Genomic DNA, 21,406 nt, shown 5'->3' with positions numbered 1-21,406 from the left:
TCAAGAGTTCACACTACCCACCACACCTGCGACGCTCAACCTTAAAAATATGTCGGATGCGTCCACGATTTTCTCAAGGTTTCACCTCGCGGAAGAAGCGTGCATCAGATTATTAAACATCTCCACAGCGTGCTTGTTTAAGCGCCATCAAGGTTACGTCCTGAAAGCTACAAAACCTTGCGCCGTTGCCTACGGCTGCGCCAGAATCCGCCGGCTTGTGCGCCTTGGGGGCCCTCGGTAACTTGATTCGTGTCACTGCCCATCAGTGATCGGGTTTCGCAGCCTGGGTAAACTCTAGACGCACAACGTCTACCGTCCGTGAGCAGACGCTTCGTTAGGTCTGTTATTCATGTCATGGCGGCTGTGCGTGGGAGGCCTTAGGGTCTGCCGGGTTCCTAGAGTCCTGGTCTGCGAACCCGCGTACAGTTGCCACCTTTTATCGTTTCGCAGCGAATGGTGGCAGCTCCATTTCTCTAGGAGTTTCACTATGTTCAAGGTCACACCCAACCCGCCGGACACCGATCCGGTCTCCCCGTACGAACCCGATTCAAAAAAACTCAACGAAGCCGCCGAGCGGGCTCTCAATTACCACTTCCCGTCGATTGCCGACATCAAAGCCACCCCGCGAACTCGCAGCACTCTGTTTTACGTAGACCCAGAGGCCACGACCGAAACCCTGGCGGTTTTTCTGGTCGAAACCCTGGCCTCGATCGATGTGATGGTCCACGAGTTGGTGGACCTCCTTGAGGGTTGCTCGCGCTATTCCCTGTTGGGCATTTCCAACAGCGTCATGGTGGCTGAAATCACGGCAAACCGATTGCTGGACAAAATTGAACCGCCTGCGTAACTGCGGTCTGCTGTGGTGAGTGGGTAGCTGACGTTGAGTTGGGCAGTTGTTCCCTTTTTTTGGGGGGGCGCTGAGCGGCCCAGCGGGAGCACGGTCCTTCGCCACAGGTTCCCGGTGTTTGTTGCCGCTGCTGGCCGGTGATTGGGTTTTGTGTCAGGTCCGGGATGCCGTGTAATCGTTCATCGCGAGCAAGCTCGCTCCCACAGGTATTGGGGCGACTTCATGCCCGAGTACAAGCCCTACATCCTCGACGGCAAAACCATCATTGCTTCACCGCACATGATTTATGGCCCGGAAACCAATGACCTGGCGCTGCAGCCGCGCAAGCACGGCGTGTCGCAAATCATATTGGCGGGCATGGCGGCGAACCTGTGGAGTTTCTAAAGGCCAAATAGGTCAAGCGCGACCAGGCTGTACCTCGCGGTGCGGGGCACAGCCTTGTCAATACGAGACGCTCTTCGATTCTATGCAAACCCAAGAAACGACAGGATAACCACGACAATCACAACTACCCCGACGATGTAGATGATGTTGTTCATGAATTCCACCTCTCAACCTGAATGGATTGCGAAACGTGGGCGTTACAAACACAAGGCACTGCACCTTTACTTACAGTTCCATTGCGCAACACACAGAGCTCCGTTGCTCATTCGCAACCGCGCCACTCGACTTATAGCCAGTATCCCCACAGTCGCCCCATTTGCTCCTTGGCTCTCAAAGCGAGCGAGCGGCGCTGCCACTTTTCCAGCTTGATTTCGTTCGACTTGGCCAGGTCAGCCATGAATGCCGCCTGCATCTTTTTTCCAAATTCGGTGCCCAGCACAACGACGTTGACTTCATCGTTGTGCAGGAAGCTACGCCAGTCGAGGTTGGTGGAACCGACACTCGACCACACGCCATCGATGACGGCAGTCTTGACGTGGAGTAGTGCATCACGGCGTTCGTAAAGCTTGACGTTGGCCTCCAACAGCTCGCTGTAATAGGCGCGTCCGGCATGGAACACCAGCCACGAATCGGTGCTGCCGGGCAGCACCAGCTTGACGTCGACACCGCGTGCTGCCGCCTCCTTGAGTGTCGCCAACAACTGCGGATCGGGCACGAAGTAGGCATTAGTCAGCCATATCTCGGTCTGCGCGCTACGCAGCGCCGAAATCAACGTCGCATAGATCTGGCTGAACGGCTCATCTGGCGAGCTGCCGATGGCGCGAATCACCTCGGTGCCTTTGCGCTCCAGTGGCGGAAAGTAGCGGCGAGGCGCGAGTGGTTCACCTTTCTGGGTCGTCCAGGTTCCGATGAACAGCTTCTGCAGGTCCGCAACCAAGGGCCCCTCGATGCGCAAGTCGGTATCGCGCCAAGGTAAATCACCCGTTGGGCGAGTCTTCGAGTGAGTGCTGAACGAGCCCCCCGAATAGACGCTGCTGATGTTGATCCCGCCGAGAAAGGCAATACGGCCGTCCACTATCAGCAGCTTTCGGTGGTCGCGCTGGTTCACGTCCCAGCCCGCTTTGGCCGTCACCGGATTGATTGGGTGGTACTCCAGCACTTTGATGCCCGCGTCGGTCAATCGAGAGAAAAACGCTGGGGGTGTTCCAAGGGTTCCGACGCTGTCACGGATCAGGTTGACCTGTACACCTTTGTGTTGCTGGGCGATCAGTGCGGCGGCGAAACGCTGACCGACTTCATCATCGTCGAGGATGTAGGTCTCCATGTTGATGTGGTCGCGCGCAGCTTCAATGGCTTTGATCATCGACTGGTAGGTGCTGGGACCGTCCTGCAGCAAGTCGATCTTGTTTCCTTCCGTTAGCGGGCTACCGGCAACGGATTCTTCGATTGCGAGGTGCACATCGAAGATGTTGGTCTCTGGTCCGGTGGACTTGAGTCGGTCGAGAATGGCTTTGCTGCGCTCAGCTGACAGAGGTCCGTTTATCCCGTCAAGTTGCACTGGCGCAGAGGGCGCGCGAGCCATGTCGGGCACTATCCTCGGCAAAGCACTGGAGCCAATCACAAATGTCAGGAGCACAGCCACGGATAGCGCCAGAGCAATGCATGCACCCTTACATCGGGTTGGAAGATTCATTAGGTCCCCTCTTGGTGAGGACGGTGATAGCGCTCTGTCCAGGCGTCTTGCGGACTACGCAAGGCGCCTTGATGGACGGGTTTTAGCGCTTGATCAGGGAAATCTTGGTTCCCTCGATGCTGACCCCGGCCATTAACCCTTGCTGGTCGAAGATGAACGCGTAGGCATCGTCCTTGAGTGTCGAACTCGACAGATTCTTCGCGACCCCTTCGTCAACCACGACAACGGTTGGCCCCACGCCGACTTCCCAGCCCTTGGTCTCACGAACATAATTCACGGCTTTATCAGTCATCAGGAACAACGCATAACCGTACGATTGGGCGCCCGCCTGCAGCCCCCACGACCCCGTTACGGAGTTGTAATAACTATCCACTTTTGAGCCCTTCATCAGCACGCCTTCGCCATAGCTGCCACCAAACACAAGGCCGGCCTTGATGATTTTCGGGAAGACCAGCACCGCTTTGGCATTCTGCGAAATGGTTTTGGCAGAGGGTGTGGACTTGTAAAGCGTTTGCAACGCTTGCCGGGAGTCGGCATTCAGATCCTCGGCGGTTGCCGCACCTGCAGTGTTCAGGAGGCTCGCTGATGCCAACGATGCTGTCGCGAGGAAGATCGATAGGAAGAAGCGCATTGACTGAGTCATTTTCGTACTCCGGTAAGGGAGCAGGGGATGGGAGCAGCAGTCAGCACCTGCACCAGACAGGATCCGAACCTACTGAACGTTATCCGGCGCACCCTGATGTGTGTGAATTGCAAAGCGTCGCTTTTGAATGAACCAGGCCAAGGCCTTTGATCAGTCGCGATGCCATCAGATGTTTGGACCACTGCGCAAGGGCCGGGTTCGTCGTCAAAGGCAAAGTGGTCGATGACCCCAAAAAAACGCCAGGCAACGACAGACTCAAACGCCCCATCCCTCCCGCACAGCCCTTCGAATGCCTTCCAGCAACATTGCAAACGCCGGGTTGTCATTGTTCTCGCGCCAGATCAAATGCAGCTCGCTCTGCACACCTTCGCCCAAATCGATATCGCGAAACACCACGTTCTTGAACACCACGCTGGTGGCGCAGCGAGGCACCAGGGCCAGGCCCATTCCGGCGTTGACCAAGGCCAGGATGGTCAACGATGAGCCGAGCCATTGCACGTATTCCGGGGCGACGCGGGCAGAGCGGAGCATGCCGGTCAGCAGTTCGTTGAACGGCGGGTAGGCGGCGTGGGAGTACATCAGGAAAGGCTGCGCATCGAGGTCTTTGACCGACACGGTGTCTGCGCTCGCCAGCCGATGCCGGCTCGGCACCGCCAATACAAACGGCTCACGCACCAGGCATTCGGTGGCGTATCCCGGCTCCAGCAAAGGCGCGCGAACGATGCCCAGATCGATACGACGGGCACGCAGGGCTTCATGCTGCTGGTAGGTGTTCATCTCCGTCAGGTCGATTTTCACATGCGGCTGTTTGAGCCGTGCTTCAGCGATGACCTTGGGTAGGAATTCATACACCGCGCTGCCGACGAAACTGATGTTGACCGAGCCGATGTCGCCCTCGGCAAAACGGCGGGCGGTGACGGCGGCTTGCTGGGCGCGCTCCAGCAGGTTCTGCGCTTCGATGAAGAAGGCGCGGCCGGCGGCGGTCAGGGCGACGCTGCGGGTGGTGCGGGTGAACAGCTCGACGCCCAGATGATGCTCCAGCAGTTGAATCTGTCGACTGAGAGGCGGTTGAGTCATGTTCAACCGTTCGGCGACCCGGCGGAAATTCAGTTCGGTCGCCACCGTGGTGAAACAGCGCAGTTGAGTCAGTTCGAACATTGATCTAAATCCGGTATCAATCGAATGCCAGGTTAGATTAGACGGGATCAATGTGCGCGTCCATGATCGGCTCGTCCCTAAAAAAACAATGATCGGGAGTTGCCCCTTGAATACCGTCCAGAGTCCGCCGGACCCGAATGTACTCGCCCGCGCCGCGGCCAAGGTGAAACGCCATGTGCTGCCGCTGTTTGTGGTGATGTTCATCGTCAACTACATCGACCGGGTCAACATCGGCTTCGTGCGCAGCCACATGGAAACCGACCTTGGCATCGGCGCAGCCGCTTATGGCTTGGGCGCCGGGTTGTTCTTTATCGGTTACGCGATATTCGAAGTCCCCTCCAACATGCTGCTGCAACGCTACGGCGCTCGCGTCTGGCTGACGCGCATCATGTTCACCTGGGGCGCGGCGGCAATGGCCATGGCGTTTGTGCGCGGCGAAACCAGCTTCTATGTCCTGCGATTTGTCCTCGGTGCCGCTGAAGCGGGCTTCTTTCCGGGCATCATTTACTACTTCACCCAATGGCTGCCATCGACCGAGCGTGGCAAATCCATGGCGATTTTCCTCAGCGGTTCGGCCATTGCCTCGGTGATCTCCGGTCCCGTCTCCGGCGCGCTATTGAATGTCAGCGGTTTCAGCCTGCATGGCTGGCAGTGGATGTTCTTGATCGAAGGCTTTGCCTCGATCGTGCTCTGTGGATTTGTCTGGTTCTGGCTGCAATCCCATCCGCGCGAGGCGAAATGGCTGAGCGCCGAAGAAAAGGACGCACTGGTTGACGCCATCGCACTGGAACAACAGGCCCGGGAAGCCACACAGACCGTCAAGCCGTCGATGTTCAAGCTGCTAGCCGACAAGCAGATCGCGCTGTTCTGCTTTATCTACTTTTCCATCGCCCTGACCATCTACGGCGCCACGTTCTGGCTGCCAAGCATGATCAAGAAAATGGGTAACCTCGGCGACTTCCAGGTGGGCCTGTTCAACTCGATTCCGTGGATCATTTCGATCATCGCGATGTATGGCTTCGCGGCCATGGCCAGCAAATGGAAACATCAGCAAGCCTGGGTGGCCTTGACCCTGGTGATCGCCGCGTTCGGCATGTTCATGTCCACCACCGGCGGGCCGATCCTCGCCTTCGTTGCCATCTGTTTTGCCGCCATTGGTTTCAAGGCCGCCTCGGCATTGTTCTGGCCGATTCCGCAAGGCTATCTGGACGCTCGCATCGCCGCCGCCGTGATCGCCTTGATCAATTCCATCGGCAACCTCGGCGGTTTCGTCGCCCCGACGGCGTTCGGTTTCCTGGAGCAAAAAACCGGCTCCATCGAAGGCGGCCTCTACGGTTTAGCGGCCACGTCACTGGTCGCGGCCGTGGTGATCTTTTTCGCCCGCACGGCACCGCGTGGCGACGTCGCAACGCCTGAAAAATCCACCAGTCATCAAGCCTTGAGTTCAGGTTCAAAGGGAGCAGCCTCTTGAAAATCAAACGAGTCACCGTTACCCCAATCGCTTTCCGTGATCCGCCGCTGCTCAACGCCAGTGGTATCCACGAACCTTTTGCGCTGCGTTCGATCATCGAGATTGAAAGCGACAACGGCTACATTGGGCTGGGTGAAAGTTACGGCGATGCCCCGGCGCTGTTGATCCAGCAGCAACTGCAAGACCAGTTGATCGGCCTCGACCCGTTCAACCTCAATCAACTGCGCCGCATCGTGCAGGCCACGGTGGCGGCGAACAAACCGGCGAGCATTGCCGGAGCGGAACTGGCGCCGGGCTCCCATGCCAGCAAAGCGGTGAGCAACGCGTATTCGGCGTTCGAAGTGGCGTTCCTGGATTTGCAGGCGCACGCGTTGAACGTGCCGTTGGTGGATTTGCTGGGCGGTGCGATTCGCGACGAGATTCCGTTCAGCGCCTACCTGTTCTTCAAGTACGCCCAGCACGTCGACTCACCCTACAAACCCGACAGTTGGGGAGAAGCCCTGAACGAAGAACAGATCGTCGCCCAAGCGCGGCGCATGATTGAGGCCAACGGTTTCAAGAGCATCAAGCTCAAGGCCGGCACGCTCTCACCGGAGCACGAAGTGTCGTGCATCAAGGCGCTGAAAAAGGCTTTTCCCGGTTACCCGTTGCGCATCGACCCGAACGGCAACTGGTCGCTGGAAACCTCGATCCGCATGGCCGAACTGCTGGGCGATGACTTGCAATATTACGAAGACCCGACGCCGGGCCTCGACGGCATGTCCGAACTGCACAAGCGCACCGGTCTGCCGCTGGCGACCAACATGGTGGTCACCGACTTCGATGAGTTCCGCCGCAGCATTGCTTTGAACAGCGTGCAGATCGTCCTCGCCGACCACCACTACTGGGGCGGTCTGCGCGACACCCAGGCGCTGGCGAAAATGTGCGACACCTTCGGCTTAGGCGTGTCGATGCATTCCAACTCCCATTTGGGCATCAGCCTGATGGCGATGGCGCATGTCGCCGCCGCGGTGCCCAATCTGGATTACGCCTGCGACACACATTACCCATGGCAGGAGCCGGATGAAGAGGTGATCAAGGGCGGCAAAATACCCATCGTCGATGGCTGCGTGAAGATCACCCGCGCACCCGGGTTGGGTCTGGAACTGGATCACGATCAACTGGGCAAGCTGCATGACCAGTACCTGACGTGCGGCATTCGTCAGCGCGATGACGTGAAACAGATGCAGCGTTACAAGCCGGAGTGGAAGGCGGTCAAACCGCGTTTTTGAGTTCAGTCAGCAAACGCTCTATCTGCGCCAGCTCCCAGGTGCTGAGCAAACTGACCGGATCGGTGCCGTAACGTTGCCAACTGTCGAACACGCCCTCGCGGCCGTCCGGGCCTTGGCAACGTTGGCAGTGACGAAGGCGATTGCCATCGAAGTCGAGGGTCAGACGCCAGCCCTCGATTTCGACTTGTATCTGGCCAGGCTCGGGTTGTTCGTTGAGGCGCTTCAGAAGCCGAACTTCCAGCGCGGCGTCGCGCAATTGCTGGTAAACCTCGCGGGCGGTCAGGGGCGGCACTGATGTCTCCGGTGAAGTCGTGGCAAGCGTAGATTCGGGGTGCACAGGATAGAGTGTGCGCTTGAGGCTGTCAGCGGATAGCGGGAGCGCCGAATTTATTCGACGGTCTGCGGGCGCCGGGCAGGCTGACCCTCTTCCTCTCGAAGCTCACGGCTTATGTCATTGCAGCTTTGCGACCAGTCTGTCAGCCACGTCGGCATCGACGGCGACTGTTCAGCCAAGCCCAGTTCCCGGGCGTACTCGCCAGGTGGAACGGTGCCTTTGGCAGAGCGGAACAGACCCCGCATCACCACGACACCGACCACGCGTCCCTTGCTCACGAAGCGGTGCTCCATAAAGCTCCACTTGTTGTCCCAGCCCAGCATCCTGGTGTGAATCTCGAACGCTTCAAATAGCTTCAGTTCACGCCGAAACTTGCCCCAGGTGTCGCCAACGATAGGCACGGCCTTATTGCGCAGCGCCACCCGGAATGCACCGCTGCGCAACACGTAGTCCATGCGTCCTATATCAGCCAGGGTGAAATACCGGCCATTGGTCACGTGTCGGTTGAGGTCGAGATCAAGCGGCCAGACGCGCATGTGGACGACGGTGGTGGCCAAGGCGTCAACCGGCTTGCGCCACGGACGACGGAACAGCATGAGGAAAAGTCGGAACCAGAGATTCATAAGTACGCCGATGATTGAGTGACGCGTGCACTTTAGGGAGGAAGGATCGGGTAAGGTAGGTGCGCAAATGACTTTTTTCATGCGTAAAGCGCAATTGGATCATTTATGCACATCACGCTTTTACTGGCGGATCAATGTTCAGCCGCCAGCGCCACGATGGCCCTGGAAGTGCTCAGCGCCGCCAACCTGTTCGCCGACACGGCCGGCGCGCCTTTTGACGTGGTCATCGCCTCGCTTGATGGTGGTGATGTCGCCGCGTGGGGAGGGCAGACACTTCGCGTGGACCGGTCAACCGTCGAGATCCCGCGAACCGATCTGGTGCTGATCCCCGGATTCCTCTTCACCTTGAAGGATGCCTTGCCGGCCTTTTCAGCCTATGGGCCATGGCTGCGTCAACAGCATGCGCAGGGGGCCGTGCTGGCTTCAATGTGCACGGCGGCATTCATGCTGGCCGAAACGGGCCTGCTGGATGGCGTTCGTGCTACCACGCACTGGGCCTTTGCAGACTTCTTTCGTCGTCGGTATGCCGAGGTCTGTCTGGAGGAGTCGCAGATCCTCTGTGAGGACAATCGCGTGATCACGTGCGGGGGCGCGAGTGCCGCCATGGATCTTTTGCTGCACCTCGTGCGCCGGTTCGCTTCACTGGAACTGGCGCAAAAGTGCAGCAAATACTTGCTGGTCGACGCTGTGCGCAGCGAGCAATCGGTGTATGTCATGTGGTCATTGCCGAAGAACCATGGGGATGGCGACATCCTGCGGGTTCAACACTGGCTAGAGGAGCGCTTCGATCAGCCGCTGCTGATTGATGACGTCGCCCAGCAATTCGGGTTTGGCGTCAGGAACTTCAAACGGCGTTTCAAGGAAGCCACCGGTTACACGCCCATTACCTACCTGCAAACCCTGCGTCTGGAGAAGGCAAAACAGCTTCTTGAATCCACCCGCATGACACTCGACAGCATCACTTACGCCGTAGGCTACGAAGACGGTAATTCGTTCCGTAGACTGTTCCGCCAGCGAGTGGGTTTGCTGCCGGCGGCGTACAGGAAGAAGTTTCAAGCGGGTGCGAGTTGATTCACTGGCGCCAAGCCACAGATGATTGGGAGCAGAACATGCAGAAAACCGCCGTACTCACCTTCGCCCTGGTGCTCAATGCAGGATTATTCAGCGTGCAAGCTCAAGCGGCCGGCGATGCTGAAGCGGGTGCTACACTGTTCAAGCGGATATGCGGCGGCTGCCATCAGGTCGGGGAGTCGGCGCGCGGTTCATTCGGGCCGCAGCTCAATGGTATTTTTGGACGCCCTTCGGGCAGCACCACGGATTATCAATATTCCGATGCGATGAAATCAGCCGGCATTGTCTGGAACCGCGAAACGCTAACCGCGTACCTCGAAGCTCCAAAAAAAGTGGTGCCCGGCACCCGCATGATTTTCTGGGGGCTCAGCGACCCGGAAAAGATCGACAACCTGTTGGCGTACCTTCAGACGTTTCAGCCGCAATAGGGTTTTGTGACGTTCGAAAGGCATTCGCTCGGCTCGGAACACCCGGTGGTTACGATCTGAATTACAATCCCCCCCTTTTGACGGAGGGGAGCCGTTAATGGATGTTTTCGCGCTTCTGTATGACTACCTGATCAAGTGGGTGATCGAGCCTGTTGCAGACGAGTTTCTTGGCATTTTCGATCTGAACGGCCGCTTCAGCGTCGTGTTTCTCTGCTTGTCCTACAGCATCGCCTATAGCCTGTACCGATTCAGAAAATATCGTGGTCTGACCGACGCACGTTCTTTCTGGCAGTTCATCGGCGGGCACCGGGTTCATTTTCATCCCTCGGCGTTGCTGGATTACCGGTACTACTTCGTGCGGGCCATCCTGAAGGTCGCGCTGGTGCTGCCCATTGTTGGCCTGGTTGACCCGTACGTCCTGCGCTCCGGTGACTACATTTCGTTTTTCAACAATCTTTGGGGCGCGCGCGTGCAGGTGGGGGAGAACCTCTCACTTTCCTTGCTCTACGGGCTGGGCGTGTTTCTGGTGCAAGACTTTATCCATTACTGGGCCCATCGCGCCTTTCATTCCCGGCATCTATGGGCGTTCCACAAAGTCCATCATTCCGCGCCCGTCCTGGTGCCGGCGACGGCAAGCCGGATTCACTTTGTGGAAAAAATCGTCGAAAAACTGACTGACACCGTCTGCCTCGGCGCTTTCGCCGGTGTCTTCTGGTACGCCTGTGGCGGGGAGATCAGCCGGTACACCTTGTTCGGCGTGACCTACATGGTCTTGATCCTCAATGCCTTGGCGGCCAATTTGCGTCACAGCCATGTCTGGTTTTCATTCGGCCCCGTGGTCGAGCATGTACTGAACAGCCCGGCGCAGCACCAGATTCACCACAGTGACGCGCCCCGACACTTCAACAAGAATTTCGGTATCAACCTGTCACTCTGGGACTGGATGTTCGGTACGCTCTACGTCACGCACTCGACGCCCGAGCCTATTCAGTTCGGCACCGGCAAACAGGATCATGACCGTTACCTGACGCTCTATAGCCTGATCGTCACACCCTTTGTGGACATCGCCCGCAAGATCTCCACCAGGCGTGCCATGGAATGGCCGTCGCGTTTTGCCGAAAAACTCTCGTTGATGCTCTTCCGTCGACGTTGGCGCTGAATTCCGGGGCGACGTTCAACCAGTGGATGGGATTGGAGCGTGTAAAGCTCCAATCCCGCCCTTTCTATTGTTGGCCAACCGGCAAGGGTGGGGTTCGATGCGGGATCAGTCGTTTTGTCCCGATCGATTCGAACGCCGAAGCCAAGCGCAGCAGCGTCGAGTCGTCATAGGCACGACCGGCAAATGTCAGCCCGACAGGCATGCCGATGTCCGGCATGACGCCCATCGGCACAGTGACCGTGGGAACGCCCAGGTGCCGGATGGCGAGGTTGCCGTTGGCGACCCAAACGCCATTGCTCCACGCGATATCCGCAGACTTCGGATCGACATCGGCATTCGCCGGCCCCACGTCGGCCACCGTCGGGAATAGCACCGCATCGAGTCCCAACCGATCCATCCAGTCCTCCAGATCGATTCGACGCGTCTGCTCAAGTCCGCGCAGTCCGTCAGGCAGCGTGGTGATCTGGTCCCACGGTGTGATGCCGCGCTCGGCCATCTTCACGTACTCGTCCATGCCTGCGGCAAGGTCGTCCTCCCGGTTGGGGAGCGTGCCCGGGTCGTGGGGGAAAATCAGCGGTCCGTCGACATCGGCCAAGCGGTTCAACTTGGGATCGCCATTGGCCCGCAGAAAATCATCGAACGCCCAGGCCGACAGGTCCCACAACTCATGATGCAGGAATTCTTTGGATACCAGGCCCCGCGTAAATACGGTCGGCGCACCCGGGCGATCGCCCTCGCAATTGGAGACCAGCGGGAAATCGACTTCGATCACTTCTGCGCCAGCGGCTTCGAGTGCTTTGCGAGCCTCTTCCCAGAGCCCGATCACGGAAGGGCGGGTGATGATTCGCTGCCCCGTTGGACCACCGATGCCGGGCGCATCGCTTGTGCCGGCATCCGGATCCGTGTTGATGTACATGCGAGGAACACCAAAGCGCTTTCCTGCCAGTGCATCGGACTTCACCGCCAATTCGGCATAGGAAGCGGGGCGCACCGACGCGACACTCGGAATCGGCACCCAGGGTTGCATCCGCCACAGATCGCCACGGGTGTCGGGATCATTCGCCACCACCACGTCGAGCACTTCGAGCAGGTCGGCCATCGTTCTGGCAAACGGCACGACAACGTCCATCGTCGGCGTCAACGGCCAGTTGCCGCGCACTGAAATCACCCCGCGCGAAGGTGTGTAGGCACACAGGCCATTGTTCGAGGCGGGGCCGCGTCCGCTCGACCAGGTTTCTTCCGCGAGGCCGAATGCCGCGAAGCTGGAGGCGGTTGCGGTACCGGCGCCGTTCGATGAACCCGAGGCGAAGGGGGCGGTGAGATAGTCAGCGTTGTACGGGCTCTCCGCCCGCCCGTAGACCCCGCGCTGCATGCCGCCGTTTGCCATGGGCGGCATATTGGTTTTGCCCAGGCAGATCGCGCCAGCGGCGCGAAGCCGTTCGATCGTGAACGCATCGCGATAGGCAATCAGGTTCGCGAAGGCGGGACTGCCGGAGGCGGCGGTGAGCCCTTTCACCAGATAACTGTCCTTGGCCGTATAGGGAATGCCATCGAGCGGACCCAGCGTCTCGCCCTTGGCCCGACGAGCATCGGACGCCTGCGCCTCGTTCAGCGCCTCGGGGTTTCGAACCACCACCGCGTTGAGGGCGGTGGGCGTGTCGGGGCCGTCGTAGGCATCGATCCTGGCAAGATAGGCCTGGACCAGTTCAACCGCAGTGGTTCGGCCTGACTCGAGCGCAACACGCAGTTCGGCAATGGAAACTTCGGTGACCTCAATCATGCTGTTACCACCGTATGCTGATGGGCGACGCGATGAATGTTTCCATCACGCTGAATGTTGGGCTCAGGGACATCACTAATCTCAAAATGGGTATTCATCGGTGTTCTCGTTGCGCTGCTTTATGCGCTCTATTTAACACCAAGCCGGGAGCAGAGGCATCGCCCAAGGCGATGCAACGTCTTCAGGCTTTGCTGGCCGCCAGGTAAGCGCCAAGGCGTTGTCCCATTTGCTCGCCCAAGGCTTGCAGGCCACTCAAGGGACGGACCATCACCTCAAACTCAACGATTTTTCCTTGTTCGTTGAACCGGATCATGTCGATGCCCTTTAACGCTTTTCCGCCGACGTTGGCGCTGAACTCCAGGACGACGTTCAGCCCGTCTGCGGTCGACAGCTCCCGGTGGTAAACAAAATCTTCAAATACCTCGATGACCGTGTTGAGAATCATCGATACCACGGCTGCACCCGGGTAAGGCGTGTGAGCCACCGGGGAGCGGAATATCGCCTGTGGGTCCAACAAACCGGGCAAGGCGCTCAAGTCACCCTTGCTGATCATGTCGTGCCACTGGTTCAGGGATTGTGCGGCTTTGGGATGCAGGTTCAGTTCAGACATTTTCAACTCCTGTATTTTTGTTGTTTGGCAAACGCTTCAGTGTTGCTCATGCAATAACGTGATTTACCTTGTCATCGATAAGCGACGCACAGTTCCCCGGTGGCGCGTATCAGTGCCTGGCCATGCAGACCGTCCTTGATCAGGCTGGATCGTTCTTTGGCTAGCCAGTTCGCGCATTGCGGGTCATTGCGATAAGGCGCGAAGGCGGCGTATTGCTGCAACAGGCGGTTTTGCAGTTCATCGAGCTGTGGCCGGATTTGCTTGGCGAGGTCTGGCCGTGGCGTATCAGGCGCCTTGCCAGCCGCTCGCCATTGGGCCACCAGCCCGTACTGCACCAGCTTGTTGGCTTCAATCTGTGCGGCGATCAATTCGGCGAACTCGTCGGGGTCCAGTTTGCGGTCAACGGCCAGCTTCCTGGCGTTGGCGATGACTTGCGCTTCCCGGGCACTGTCCTGGATCGGTTTGCCACTGTCCCACTTGGTCAGCGCCACGAGATCAGCAATGCTCAGACGTTCGTTCAACGTTACCAGCAGCGGTTGCAAGCTATCCGGCGCCGGGGAGGGCGCGCTGGCCTGTGCGCTGCAGGCGAATAACCCGAGGATGGCGCAGGTCAGCAGTTGCGGTAAATGTGGGGAACGGGGCATCGGCAAACCTCATCGGGAACGGGACTCACAATCAGGTGTTATGTAGCACAGGTGCGGCAGAGGCATTAAGTGGGAACTGATTTATTTTGTGCACGAAAAAGCCCGGCTTGTCAGGCCGGGCTTTTCGTTGAGTGCTGTGGTCAAGCTATTCATTTATGCCGCGCGGTTTTCGATCAGACGGTCGGAACCACCTTCGGCAACGCGGTGCTCGATCAGACGATCCGAACCGCCTTCAGCGACGCGGTTTTCGATCAGACGGTCTGAACCGCCTTCGGCAACGCGATGCTCGATCAGACGATCGGAACCACCTTCAGCCACGCGATTTTCGATCAAACGATCCGAACCACCCTCAGCCACACGACTTTCAATCAGACGATCCGAGCCGCCTTCAGCGACAACCGGGTGAGCAGAGGTTGCGGCGAAAGCGTTAACTGCAAAAACCGAGAAAGCGATGCTGAGGATAGTTTGGCGTTTCATGATGGTGTGCTCCGGGGTGTAGTTGTTGGGTATGGAGCGGATGTTACGCCGCGGATTTTTTAAGAGAACTTCATTGAGTTGATGGTGACTATCGACGCCGGCAATGATCCTCCTGTCGTCGGCTCTACCGCTCAGCCAGAACCGCGATGGCCTGCTGGGGCATCGCTTACGCTTCGGGCCCCAACTACAACTAGCATTGGGATGCCTTTATAGAACGGCGCTGGGCTCGGAAGTTGTGGGTTCTTGCCGATCGGCAGCATCGAGGGCTGCCAGGTAACGGTTGATACTCGATTCAATTTCTTCCATTCGCCGTTTCAGTTTGGCGCTGGTGAAATTGCGGTCGCGGTTGTTGACTGCTTTGAATTTACTGCCATCGATGGCGACCAGATGTTCTCCAAACAGGCCCAACTGCTGATACAGCACAACGAACTGGTGACAGACGCCTCGCCAGTATCGGCTGGAATGGCACCTTCAAAACCCAGATTGCCCAGGTCGAGTTCGTCGACAAAGACGCCGACTACGCGCACCGGATTGGTATCGAATTAGTAGCTATGCTTGGTCTGTTGCGCAAACTGATTTCGCAGCCGTGAGTTGGAGACATACGCGTCGGTTGCCTCAACACTGGCATTCTATAGGCAGCCCGTGAATCATGACGTTTCTGGTCTCATCGATCATCGAGTTCCTGACGGCGCATCCGCATATCGCCTATCTGGCGGTGTTTCTCCTGGCACTTTCCGAGTCAATCCCGATCATCGGTGTTGTCGTTCCAGGCACAGCCGTGATCCTCGCACTCAGCACCTTGGTGCCAAGCGGTGTATTGGTGGTTTGGCCGTTGCTGCTCGCTGCCACGTTAGGCGCGATCGCTGGTGATGGTCTTTCGTTCTGGCTCGGACGTCGATACCACCGCGAGATTCTTGGCCTCTGGCCACTGAAGCAGCACCCCGAACTGATTCAGCGCAGCGAAGCCTTTTTCACCCGTCACGGGGACAAGAGTGTCTTTCTAGCGCGCTTCACACCGGGCGTCCGCGCCTTCGTTCCGCTACTCGCCGGCATGCTGGGAATGACGGTCCGTCGGTTCTATGCCGTGAATATCGCGTCGGCGCTCACCTGGGCTCCGTCGCACATACTGCCCGGTGTGCTCGTCGGCGTGACGTTCAGCATTCTTGGTGCGACCGCAAAGCCGCTCGCTATCCTGCTGGTCGTTCTCGTCGCGGCGGGTTGGGTGTTCCTGCATATCGTGCGCTGGACGTTGCGTCGTGGCATCCCCTACCTCATTGTCGGAGTTGGGCGGCTGCGAAACTGGGCCGGCGCCCACGACACCTGGTTGAACCGCCGGCTCACCAGCCTGCTCGATCCTGCACGGCCCGAAGCGCGGGCTCTCGCACTGTCGACTGTCCTGCTGGTCGGTGCAGCCTGGCTTTTCTTCGGTATCCTTGAAGACGTCGTCAGCGGTGACCCGTTGCTGCTCGCAGACAGCGCGATCTACCGTGCCCTGCAGGACCTCCGCACAACACCAGGTGATGCGCTGATGATCGCCATCACAGAACTCGGTGACACCAAGGTCGTGTTGGCGGTCACGATTGCTGTTGCCCTGTGGCTCCTGTTCAAGCGTGCCTGGCGTACAGCAACCTATTGGCTAGTTGCTATCGCAGGCGCTTCGATTCTCAACACAATCATCAAAGTAGCTTTGCATCGTGCTCGCCCTGGTGAGCTTCTCTACTCCGGCTGGAGCGCGTTTTCCTTCCCTAGCGGCCATAGCACGGTCAATGTCGTACTGTATGGTTTCCTCGCTTTTCTCATCACGCGAGATATCCGCCTCGCATGGCGCATCCCGGTCGCGCTTGGCGCAGCAACCCTGATATTTCTGATTGCATTCTCGCGCCTCTACCTCGGTGCGCATTGGCTATCCGACGCACTCGGGGGGCTGGCTTTCGGGGTCGCGTGGCTAGCGCTGCTCGGGCTGTCGTATCTGCGGCGGCAGGCCGAGCGCATCGAACCCGGGCGGCTGCTCGCCATCGGATGTACGGCACTGATCCTCGCTGGCAGCTCCAATATCTATCGCAGCCACGCAATGGACATCGATCGTTATGCCGTCAAGGTTGGGACGCCGACCATGGCAGCCACCAATTGGTGGGCGTCTGATTGGCAGCAATTGCCTGCACGGCGAATTGATCTCACTGGCCAGAAAAATGAGCCACTGACGTTTCAGTGGGCCGGTGGACTGCAGGAGCTGCAAGATGTCCTGCAGCGCAACGGGTGGCGCATCTCGACGGACTGGACACCATTGAATGCCCTGAATTGGCTTAGCGCCCGAACCGACCCTGCCGACCTTCCGGTTATTCCTCTTTTCGCCAATGGTCGCCTTCCCAGCCTGGCTCTTGTTCGACCCATTAGCGATGGCGCCCCTGTAGAATCGCGCTTGGTTCTTCGAATGTGGGCCGTCGATTTCGAGCTCACAAACGGGCTAACTGCACCGCTGTGGATAGGCTCGGTTGTCGAGGAACGTTTGTATCATCCACTGTCCCTCATCACATTGACGTCAGCACAGCCCGGTGTGGATGCACCGCGCAGCACGCTGGCGGCCGCTCTTGACGGTGGGCGGCTGCTTTCTCGGACCGAAGGAGCGGCAGATTCGGATTGGGATGGGCAGGTCCTCATAGCCCGCCACGGTGAGAAACCGAAATGAATGACGGTTTCTGTTCTCCACAGGCAGCATTGGGTCGGACAGCGACGGTCTAGCATCGACCGTCGCCAACCTACCGACTATGAGCAACGGCTGCCAGTTGCTCCGTATCTACGCGAACAAAAACGGAGTCTCCAATAGCCGTCAGCACATCCCCCGCGTAGACCTCACAGATGACGCGAGTTTTGCGTCCGACTTCACCTTCGACTTTCGCACGCAGGGTCAGCGGTACACCCATCGGTGTCGGTTTGATGAACTTGATGCCAAGGTTGCCAGTGACGCAATTGATGCGGGGGAGGCTTGCGACTTCGCGGTGTTCCATACGGTAGTGATAGGCCATCGCCGTCCAGTTTGAATGGCAATCAACCAGCATCGCTATCAGCCCGCCGTAAACCAGATCCGGCCAGCCGCAATACTTGGCATCAGGCACGTGTTAGGCCATGACATGCACGCCGTCCTCATGCCAGACGCTCTTGATGTGAAGCCCGTGCGGATTGCTACTGCCACCGCCGTAACAAACACCTTCAGGTGCGGCGGTGTCTTGCAGGGAGGTGTCGAGCCTGGACATACCGTGGTCATCCTCAAAAATGTGAACCAAACTTGTCGGATTTTAACGCTGCAATCGAGCTTCGGTCACTCCACTGTGTGACCAGTCACCAACCGTTGGCTTAGTCTGGATCAACGCTTTGCCATCCGGTTCTGCGAAGCCGTCAGGCCTTGACCCAGCGTTGACGGCTCCAGCTGCTCAATGTGTCGACGGCAAATACCAGCAACAGCATGGCCAGAATGACCGTGCTGGCTTGAGCTTCCTGGAACAGGCTGAGGCTGACATAGAGCATTTGCCCCAAACCACCGGCACCGACGAAGCCGAGCACGCTGGCCATGCGGATATTGTTTTCCCAGCGGTACAGGATGTAGGCCAGTAGCTGTGGCACCAGGTTGGGCAGTGATCCGTAACAGAACGCCCATAGGGCATTGCCGCCCTGCAAGCGGATGGCTTCGGCCGGTTCGGGCGGGGTGTTTTCCAGCGCTTCGGCGAACAACCGGCCGAGCACGCCGGTGGTGTGCAAGGCCAACGCCAGGTTGCCGGCATTGGGGCCGAGCCCGGCGGCCAGGACCATCAGCGCAGCCCACACCAGTTCCGGAACCGCGCGCAAGGCGTTGAGCACCAGACGCGAAGCACTCTGCAAAGGCCAGCCGAAGCGCCCGGCTGCGGGCAATGCCAACAGCAGACCCAGAACCGCCGCGAGCAAGGTGCCGAGGGCGGACATGGCAAGGGTTTCCAAGGCACCGTGGCCGATGGCTTGCAGATGCCCCGCGCTCAGGTCCGGGCTGAGAAAACGCTGCGCATAAGCGCCCATCTGCTTCAGGTTACCGCTGCCTCCCAGTTCGCCGAGGTCGATACCCAAGTAGACGAACGAGGCGACCACCGCTGCGCCGATACACAGGAGCAGCATCAGGTTAATCAGGCGATTCATGCCAGCCTCCAGCGCAGCAGGCGGCTGAGTTGATCGGCGAGCAGTACCAGGACGAGAAACGTCAGTAACAAACTGGCTACTTCACCGCCGGCGAACATGCGCAACGACAGGTCCATTTGCTGGCCCAGACCGCCGGCACCGACGAAGCCCATCACCACCGAGGCGCGGATTGCGCATTCCCAGCGGTACACCGTGTACGACAGCAGCTCCGCAGCGACATTGGGCAGGATCCCGTAGAAAAAGGCTGCGAGCCGACCGCTGCCAGCCTGCAATAGCGCGTGGGCCGGGCGCTGGTCGACCGACTCGAAAATTTCCGCGTAGACCTTGCCCAGCATCCCGCTGTAGGTAATGGCAATGGCCAGCACCCCGGCCGTCGGGCCGAGGCCGACGGCGCGCACGAACAAAAGCGCCCAGACGATTTCCGGCACGCTGCGCAGAAAGATCAGTAAACCGCGTACCGGCCAACGCAGCAGTTGGCCCCAATAACTCGGGTGGCCGGCACGGGAGGCCGCAGACAGCGACAGAGCGCGGCTGGCCAGCAGGCTGGCGGGGACGGCCAACAGCAACGCCAGGGCCATGCCCGCCGTGGCGATGGCCAGGGTCTGCAGGGTGGCTTGCAACAACAGCGCAATGAATTCTTCGCCATGGGCCGGTGGCCAGAAGGCTGAGACAAACCGGCCCATCTCGCTCTGACTGGCACTCGCCACCAGAACACTGAGGTCCAACTCGCTGAAGCGGGTGCCCGGCCACAGCAGGGCAAGGGCCAGCAAGGTGAGCAGCAGGCGGGGCCGGGTGGCCGGATCTCGGGTATCACGGGTCAGCATCGGGGAATCTGCACACTCAAGGGCGTCGGAGTAATCGGTGGAGATTGCAGTTGTTCGTTGGCGTAGAGCTTGTCGAGCAACTCACGGTCGACCTCGCTGGCCGCTAGGTCGAACAGAATCTGCCCATCACGCAAGCCGATGATCCGCGAAAAGTGCGCCAGGGCCAGCTCCACCGCATGCAGGCTGGCGACCAGGGTGACGTTGTGCTGCCGGGCATGGCGGCAGAGCACCGAAAGCGTGTGCTCGGCCAACACCGGGTCCATGGCCGATACCGGCTCATCGGCCAGCAATACCTCCGGCGCTTGATACAACACGCGGGCAATGCCTACACGCTGTAGCTGTCCACCGGACAGTTGCTGACATTGCGTGAACAACTTGTCGCTGAGATCCAGCCTGGCCAACGCCGCGCGTGCGCCCGGAATATCCACCGGATGCAGCAAGTTCAGCAGACTCTTGCCCAACCCCCACTGACCCAGCTTTCCAGCCAGAACCGCGGTGACCACGCGCTGGCGCGGTGGCAGCGGGGGTGCTTGATGGATCAGGCCGATGCGCGCGCGCAGACGCTGACGCTGATGGGCAGAAAGCTGCCAGGCTCGCTCGCCGAGCACCTGCAGCTCGCCGTTGTCCGGTCGCAGGGCGGTGGCCAGCAGGTTGAGCAGGCTCGACTTGCCCGCGCCGGACGGACCGATGATGGCGACCTGTTCGCTGGCACCGATGTGCAGGTCCATGCCACGCAACGCCTCGACGCCGTTGGCGTGGGTAAGGCTGACCTGGGTCAGATGCAACGTCATTTGAGCAGGTCGGCAGCGCGCGCGGCTTCCTCGATGCCCTTGTAGTTCTCGGGATTGGTTTCGATGAAGCGGCTGGCAGCCTGCAGATCCAGAATCTCCTTGTCCTTCGGATTCGCCGGGTCGAGCGCCAGAAAGGCGGCCTTGATCTTGGCCGCCAGCGCCGGGTCGAGGGTCCCGCGCACGGTCCAGTTGTAGTCGTAGTAGGCCGGGGTGGTCGCAAACACTCTGACCTTGGTGGTGTCGACCTTGCCGGCGGCGACCAGTTTTTCCCACACGCTGGCGTTAAGTACCCCGGCGTCCACCTTGCCGGCCTGGACCCAGGCGACAGTGGCGTCATGGGCGCCGGAATAGCCCACGCGACTGAAGTAGGTTTCCGGCTTGATGCCGTCCTTCAGCATGAAATAGCGCGGCATGAGACTGCCTGAAGTGGATGACACCGAGCCGAAGGCGAAGGTCTTGCCCTTGAGATCGGCGAGGGATTTGACGGCCGGGTCGGCGGTGATGAATTTACTGGTGAACTGGGCGTCCTGTTCGCGCTGTACGAGCGGTATGGCATTGCCGGTTTTCAGGCGTGCCTGCACGAATGTGAAGCCGCCCAGCCAGGCCATATCAATTCGGTCGGTGGCCAACGCCTCAACCACGGCCGGATAGTCGCTCACGGGAACGAACTCGACCTTCATGCCCAATTGTTGTTCCAGGTAGGTGCCCAGCGGCTTGAACTTGCGCAGCAGTTCGGTCGGGGCTTCATCGGGAATCGCGCTGACTTTCAGGGTTTCGGCGGCCTGCGCCAACAGGGTGCAAAAAGACAGCGTCAAGCCGACAGCCAATGCCAGGGTACGGTTGAGCATGAAAATTCTCCGGTGCATTAAGGCAAAAATGTAGATACGCCAGGCAGCAAGCTGATTGCTGCATGGCGCTTTGTGAGGGTAAACGAAATGGAGCGAAATTGACCGCTTTTGGCCAAATTGTTCGTGCGAAAAGCCTGAAGTCGATCCGGCCAGGATGATCCTTGGGTTAGCGCTTTTAGCCGCCCGAAA

Annotated in this window: 20 protein-coding genes and 3 pseudogenes; 8 read left to right on the top strand and 15 right to left on the bottom strand. The window is 59.1% G+C overall.

Going from position 1 to position 21,406, the window contains the following annotated elements:
• Positions 1 to 487 precede the first annotated feature (487 nt).
• Both MO767_RS11705 and MO767_RS11700 read left to right on the top strand, forming a co-directional pair.
• Positions 488 to 847, top strand: coding sequence for a hypothetical protein (locus MO767_RS11705; RefSeq protein WP_282480616.1), 360 nt, complete (start codon positions 488 to 490; stop codon positions 845 to 847).
• Between the two features lie 216 nt (positions 848 to 1,063).
• Positions 1,064 to 1,219: pseudogene (locus tag MO767_RS11700) on the top strand (cysteine hydrolase); the annotation flags it as partial.
• Positions 1,220 to 1,517: 298 nt separating this feature from the next.
• On the opposite strand, the gene cls reads toward MO767_RS11700, so the two are convergent.
• The 3 genes from cls to MO767_RS11685 form a co-directional block, all read right to left on the bottom strand.
• Positions 1,518 to 2,813, bottom strand: a complete 1,296-nt coding sequence (gene cls, locus MO767_RS11695) for a cardiolipin synthase (protein WP_282480615.1) — start codon at positions 2,811 to 2,813, stop codon at positions 1,518 to 1,520.
• A gap of 193 nt (positions 2,814 to 3,006) precedes the next feature.
• Positions 3,007 to 3,567 carry a YSC84-related protein gene (locus MO767_RS11690; RefSeq protein WP_282480614.1) on the bottom strand — a complete coding sequence of 187 codons (561 nt, stop codon included), beginning with the start codon at positions 3,565 to 3,567 and terminating at the stop codon, positions 3,007 to 3,009.
• A gap of 255 nt (positions 3,568 to 3,822) precedes the next feature.
• The gene (locus tag MO767_RS11685; RefSeq protein WP_282480613.1) at positions 3,823 to 4,725 is read right to left on the bottom strand and encodes a LysR substrate-binding domain-containing protein; all 903 of its coding nucleotides are present in this window, start codon (positions 4,723 to 4,725) and stop codon (positions 3,823 to 3,825) included.
• Between the two features lie 106 nt (positions 4,726 to 4,831).
• On the opposite strand from MO767_RS11685, the gene MO767_RS11680 reads away from it, so the two are divergent.
• Positions 4,832 to 6,196 carry an MFS transporter gene (locus tag MO767_RS11680; protein ID WP_282480612.1) on the top strand — a complete coding sequence of 455 codons (1,365 nt, stop codon included), beginning with the start codon at positions 4,832 to 4,834 and terminating at the stop codon, positions 6,194 to 6,196.
• Positions 6,193 to 7,467 carry a glucarate dehydratase family protein gene (locus MO767_RS11675; protein ID WP_282480611.1) on the top strand — a complete coding sequence of 425 codons (1,275 nt, stop codon included), beginning with the start codon at positions 6,193 to 6,195 and terminating at the stop codon, positions 7,465 to 7,467. The genes MO767_RS11680 and MO767_RS11675 overlap by 4 nt, the downstream gene beginning before the upstream one ends.
• Here the strand turns inward: MO767_RS11675 and MO767_RS11670 are convergent.
• Both MO767_RS11670 and MO767_RS11665 read right to left on the bottom strand, forming a co-directional pair.
• On the bottom strand, positions 7,451 to 7,759 hold the full coding sequence (locus tag MO767_RS11670; protein WP_282480610.1) for a hypothetical protein: 309 nt from the start codon (positions 7,757 to 7,759) through the stop codon (positions 7,451 to 7,453). The two genes, MO767_RS11675 and MO767_RS11670, sit on opposite strands and share 17 nt — an antisense overlap.
• A 95-nt stretch (positions 7,760 to 7,854) precedes the next feature.
• A complete protein-coding gene (locus MO767_RS11665) occupies positions 7,855 to 8,424 on the bottom strand; it encodes an acyl-CoA thioesterase (RefSeq protein WP_282480609.1) in 570 nt (189 codons plus the stop codon).
• Positions 8,425 to 8,529: 105 nt separating this feature from the next.
• Here MO767_RS11665 and MO767_RS11660 point away from each other — a divergent pair, with 105 nt between their 5' ends.
• The 3 genes from MO767_RS11660 (at position 8,530) to MO767_RS11650 (ending at position 11,082) form a co-directional block, all read left to right on the top strand.
• Entirely contained in the window at positions 8,530 to 9,495 is a 966-nt protein-coding gene (locus MO767_RS11660; protein WP_282480608.1) for a helix-turn-helix domain-containing protein, read from the top strand.
• A gap of 38 nt (positions 9,496 to 9,533) precedes the next feature.
• Complete coding sequence (locus MO767_RS11655) at positions 9,534 to 9,923, top strand: cytochrome c family protein (RefSeq protein ID WP_282480607.1); 390 nt, start codon at positions 9,534 to 9,536, stop codon at positions 9,921 to 9,923.
• A 97-nt stretch (positions 9,924 to 10,020) separates the two neighbouring features.
• On the top strand, positions 10,021 to 11,082 hold the full coding sequence (locus MO767_RS11650; protein WP_256657650.1) for a sterol desaturase family protein: 1,062 nt from the start codon (positions 10,021 to 10,023) through the stop codon (positions 11,080 to 11,082).
• A 64-nt stretch (positions 11,083 to 11,146) separates the two neighbouring features.
• Here MO767_RS11650 and MO767_RS11645 read toward each other — a convergent pair whose 3' ends face one another.
• The 5 genes and pseudogenes from MO767_RS11645 to MO767_RS11625 all read right to left on the bottom strand — a co-directional run.
• Complete coding sequence (locus tag MO767_RS11645; RefSeq protein ID WP_282480606.1) at positions 11,147 to 12,862, bottom strand: amidase; 1,716 nt, start codon at positions 12,860 to 12,862, stop codon at positions 11,147 to 11,149.
• A gap of 181 nt (positions 12,863 to 13,043) precedes the next feature.
• The gene (locus MO767_RS11640) at positions 13,044 to 13,472 is read right to left on the bottom strand and encodes a nuclear transport factor 2 family protein (protein ID WP_282480605.1); all 429 of its coding nucleotides are present in this window, start codon (positions 13,470 to 13,472) and stop codon (positions 13,044 to 13,046) included.
• A 71-nt stretch (positions 13,473 to 13,543) separates the two neighbouring features.
• Positions 13,544 to 14,116, bottom strand: a complete 573-nt coding sequence (locus MO767_RS11635) for a chorismate mutase (RefSeq protein ID WP_282480604.1) — start codon at positions 14,114 to 14,116, stop codon at positions 13,544 to 13,546.
• Positions 14,117 to 14,269: 153 nt separating this feature from the next.
• Entirely contained in the window at positions 14,270 to 14,593 is a 324-nt protein-coding gene (locus MO767_RS11630; protein WP_282480603.1) for a hypothetical protein, read from the bottom strand.
• A gap of 237 nt (positions 14,594 to 14,830) precedes the next feature.
• Positions 14,831 to 15,132 (bottom strand): annotated as a pseudogene (locus MO767_RS11625) (hypothetical protein); the annotation flags it as partial.
• A gap of 110 nt (positions 15,133 to 15,242) precedes the next feature.
• Here MO767_RS11625 and MO767_RS11620 point away from each other — a divergent pair.
• Positions 15,243 to 17,279, top strand: coding sequence for a bifunctional DedA family/phosphatase PAP2 family protein (locus tag MO767_RS11620; RefSeq protein ID WP_282480602.1), 2,037 nt, complete (start codon positions 15,243 to 15,245; stop codon positions 17,277 to 17,279).
• A 70-nt stretch (positions 17,280 to 17,349) separates the two neighbouring features.
• On the opposite strand, the pseudogene MO767_RS11615 reads toward MO767_RS11620, so the two are convergent.
• From MO767_RS11615 to MO767_RS11595, 5 genes and pseudogenes are all read right to left on the bottom strand, one after another.
• Positions 17,350 to 17,844, bottom strand: a pseudogene (locus tag MO767_RS11615) (PaaI family thioesterase).
• 142 nt (positions 17,845 to 17,986) lie between these two features.
• Positions 17,987 to 18,754 carry a phosphonate ABC transporter, permease protein PhnE gene (phnE, locus tag MO767_RS11610; protein WP_282480601.1) on the bottom strand — a complete coding sequence of 256 codons (768 nt, stop codon included), beginning with the start codon at positions 18,752 to 18,754 and terminating at the stop codon, positions 17,987 to 17,989.
• The gene (locus MO767_RS11605; RefSeq protein WP_282480600.1) at positions 18,751 to 19,578 is read right to left on the bottom strand and encodes an ABC transporter permease; all 828 of its coding nucleotides are present in this window, start codon (positions 19,576 to 19,578) and stop codon (positions 18,751 to 18,753) included. The genes phnE and MO767_RS11605 overlap by 4 nt, the downstream gene beginning before the upstream one ends.
• Positions 19,572 to 20,369, bottom strand: coding sequence for an ATP-binding cassette domain-containing protein (locus MO767_RS11600; protein WP_282480599.1), 798 nt, complete (start codon positions 20,367 to 20,369; stop codon positions 19,572 to 19,574). Before MO767_RS11600 ends, MO767_RS11605 begins: the two co-directional genes overlap by 7 nt.
• Positions 20,366 to 21,217 carry a putative selenate ABC transporter substrate-binding protein gene (locus tag MO767_RS11595; RefSeq protein ID WP_282480598.1) on the bottom strand — a complete coding sequence of 284 codons (852 nt, stop codon included), beginning with the start codon at positions 21,215 to 21,217 and terminating at the stop codon, positions 20,366 to 20,368. Before MO767_RS11595 ends, MO767_RS11600 begins: the two co-directional genes overlap by 4 nt.
• Positions 21,218 to 21,406 lie beyond the last annotated feature (189 nt).

The sequence above is a fragment of the Pseudomonas sp. UYIF39 genome (assembly GCF_029963765.1).
Lineage (GTDB): Bacteria > Pseudomonadota > Gammaproteobacteria > Pseudomonadales > Pseudomonadaceae > Aquipseudomonas.
The sequence above is the reverse complement of the archived record's forward strand: the minus strand, read 5'-3'. Positions and strand labels throughout refer to the sequence as shown.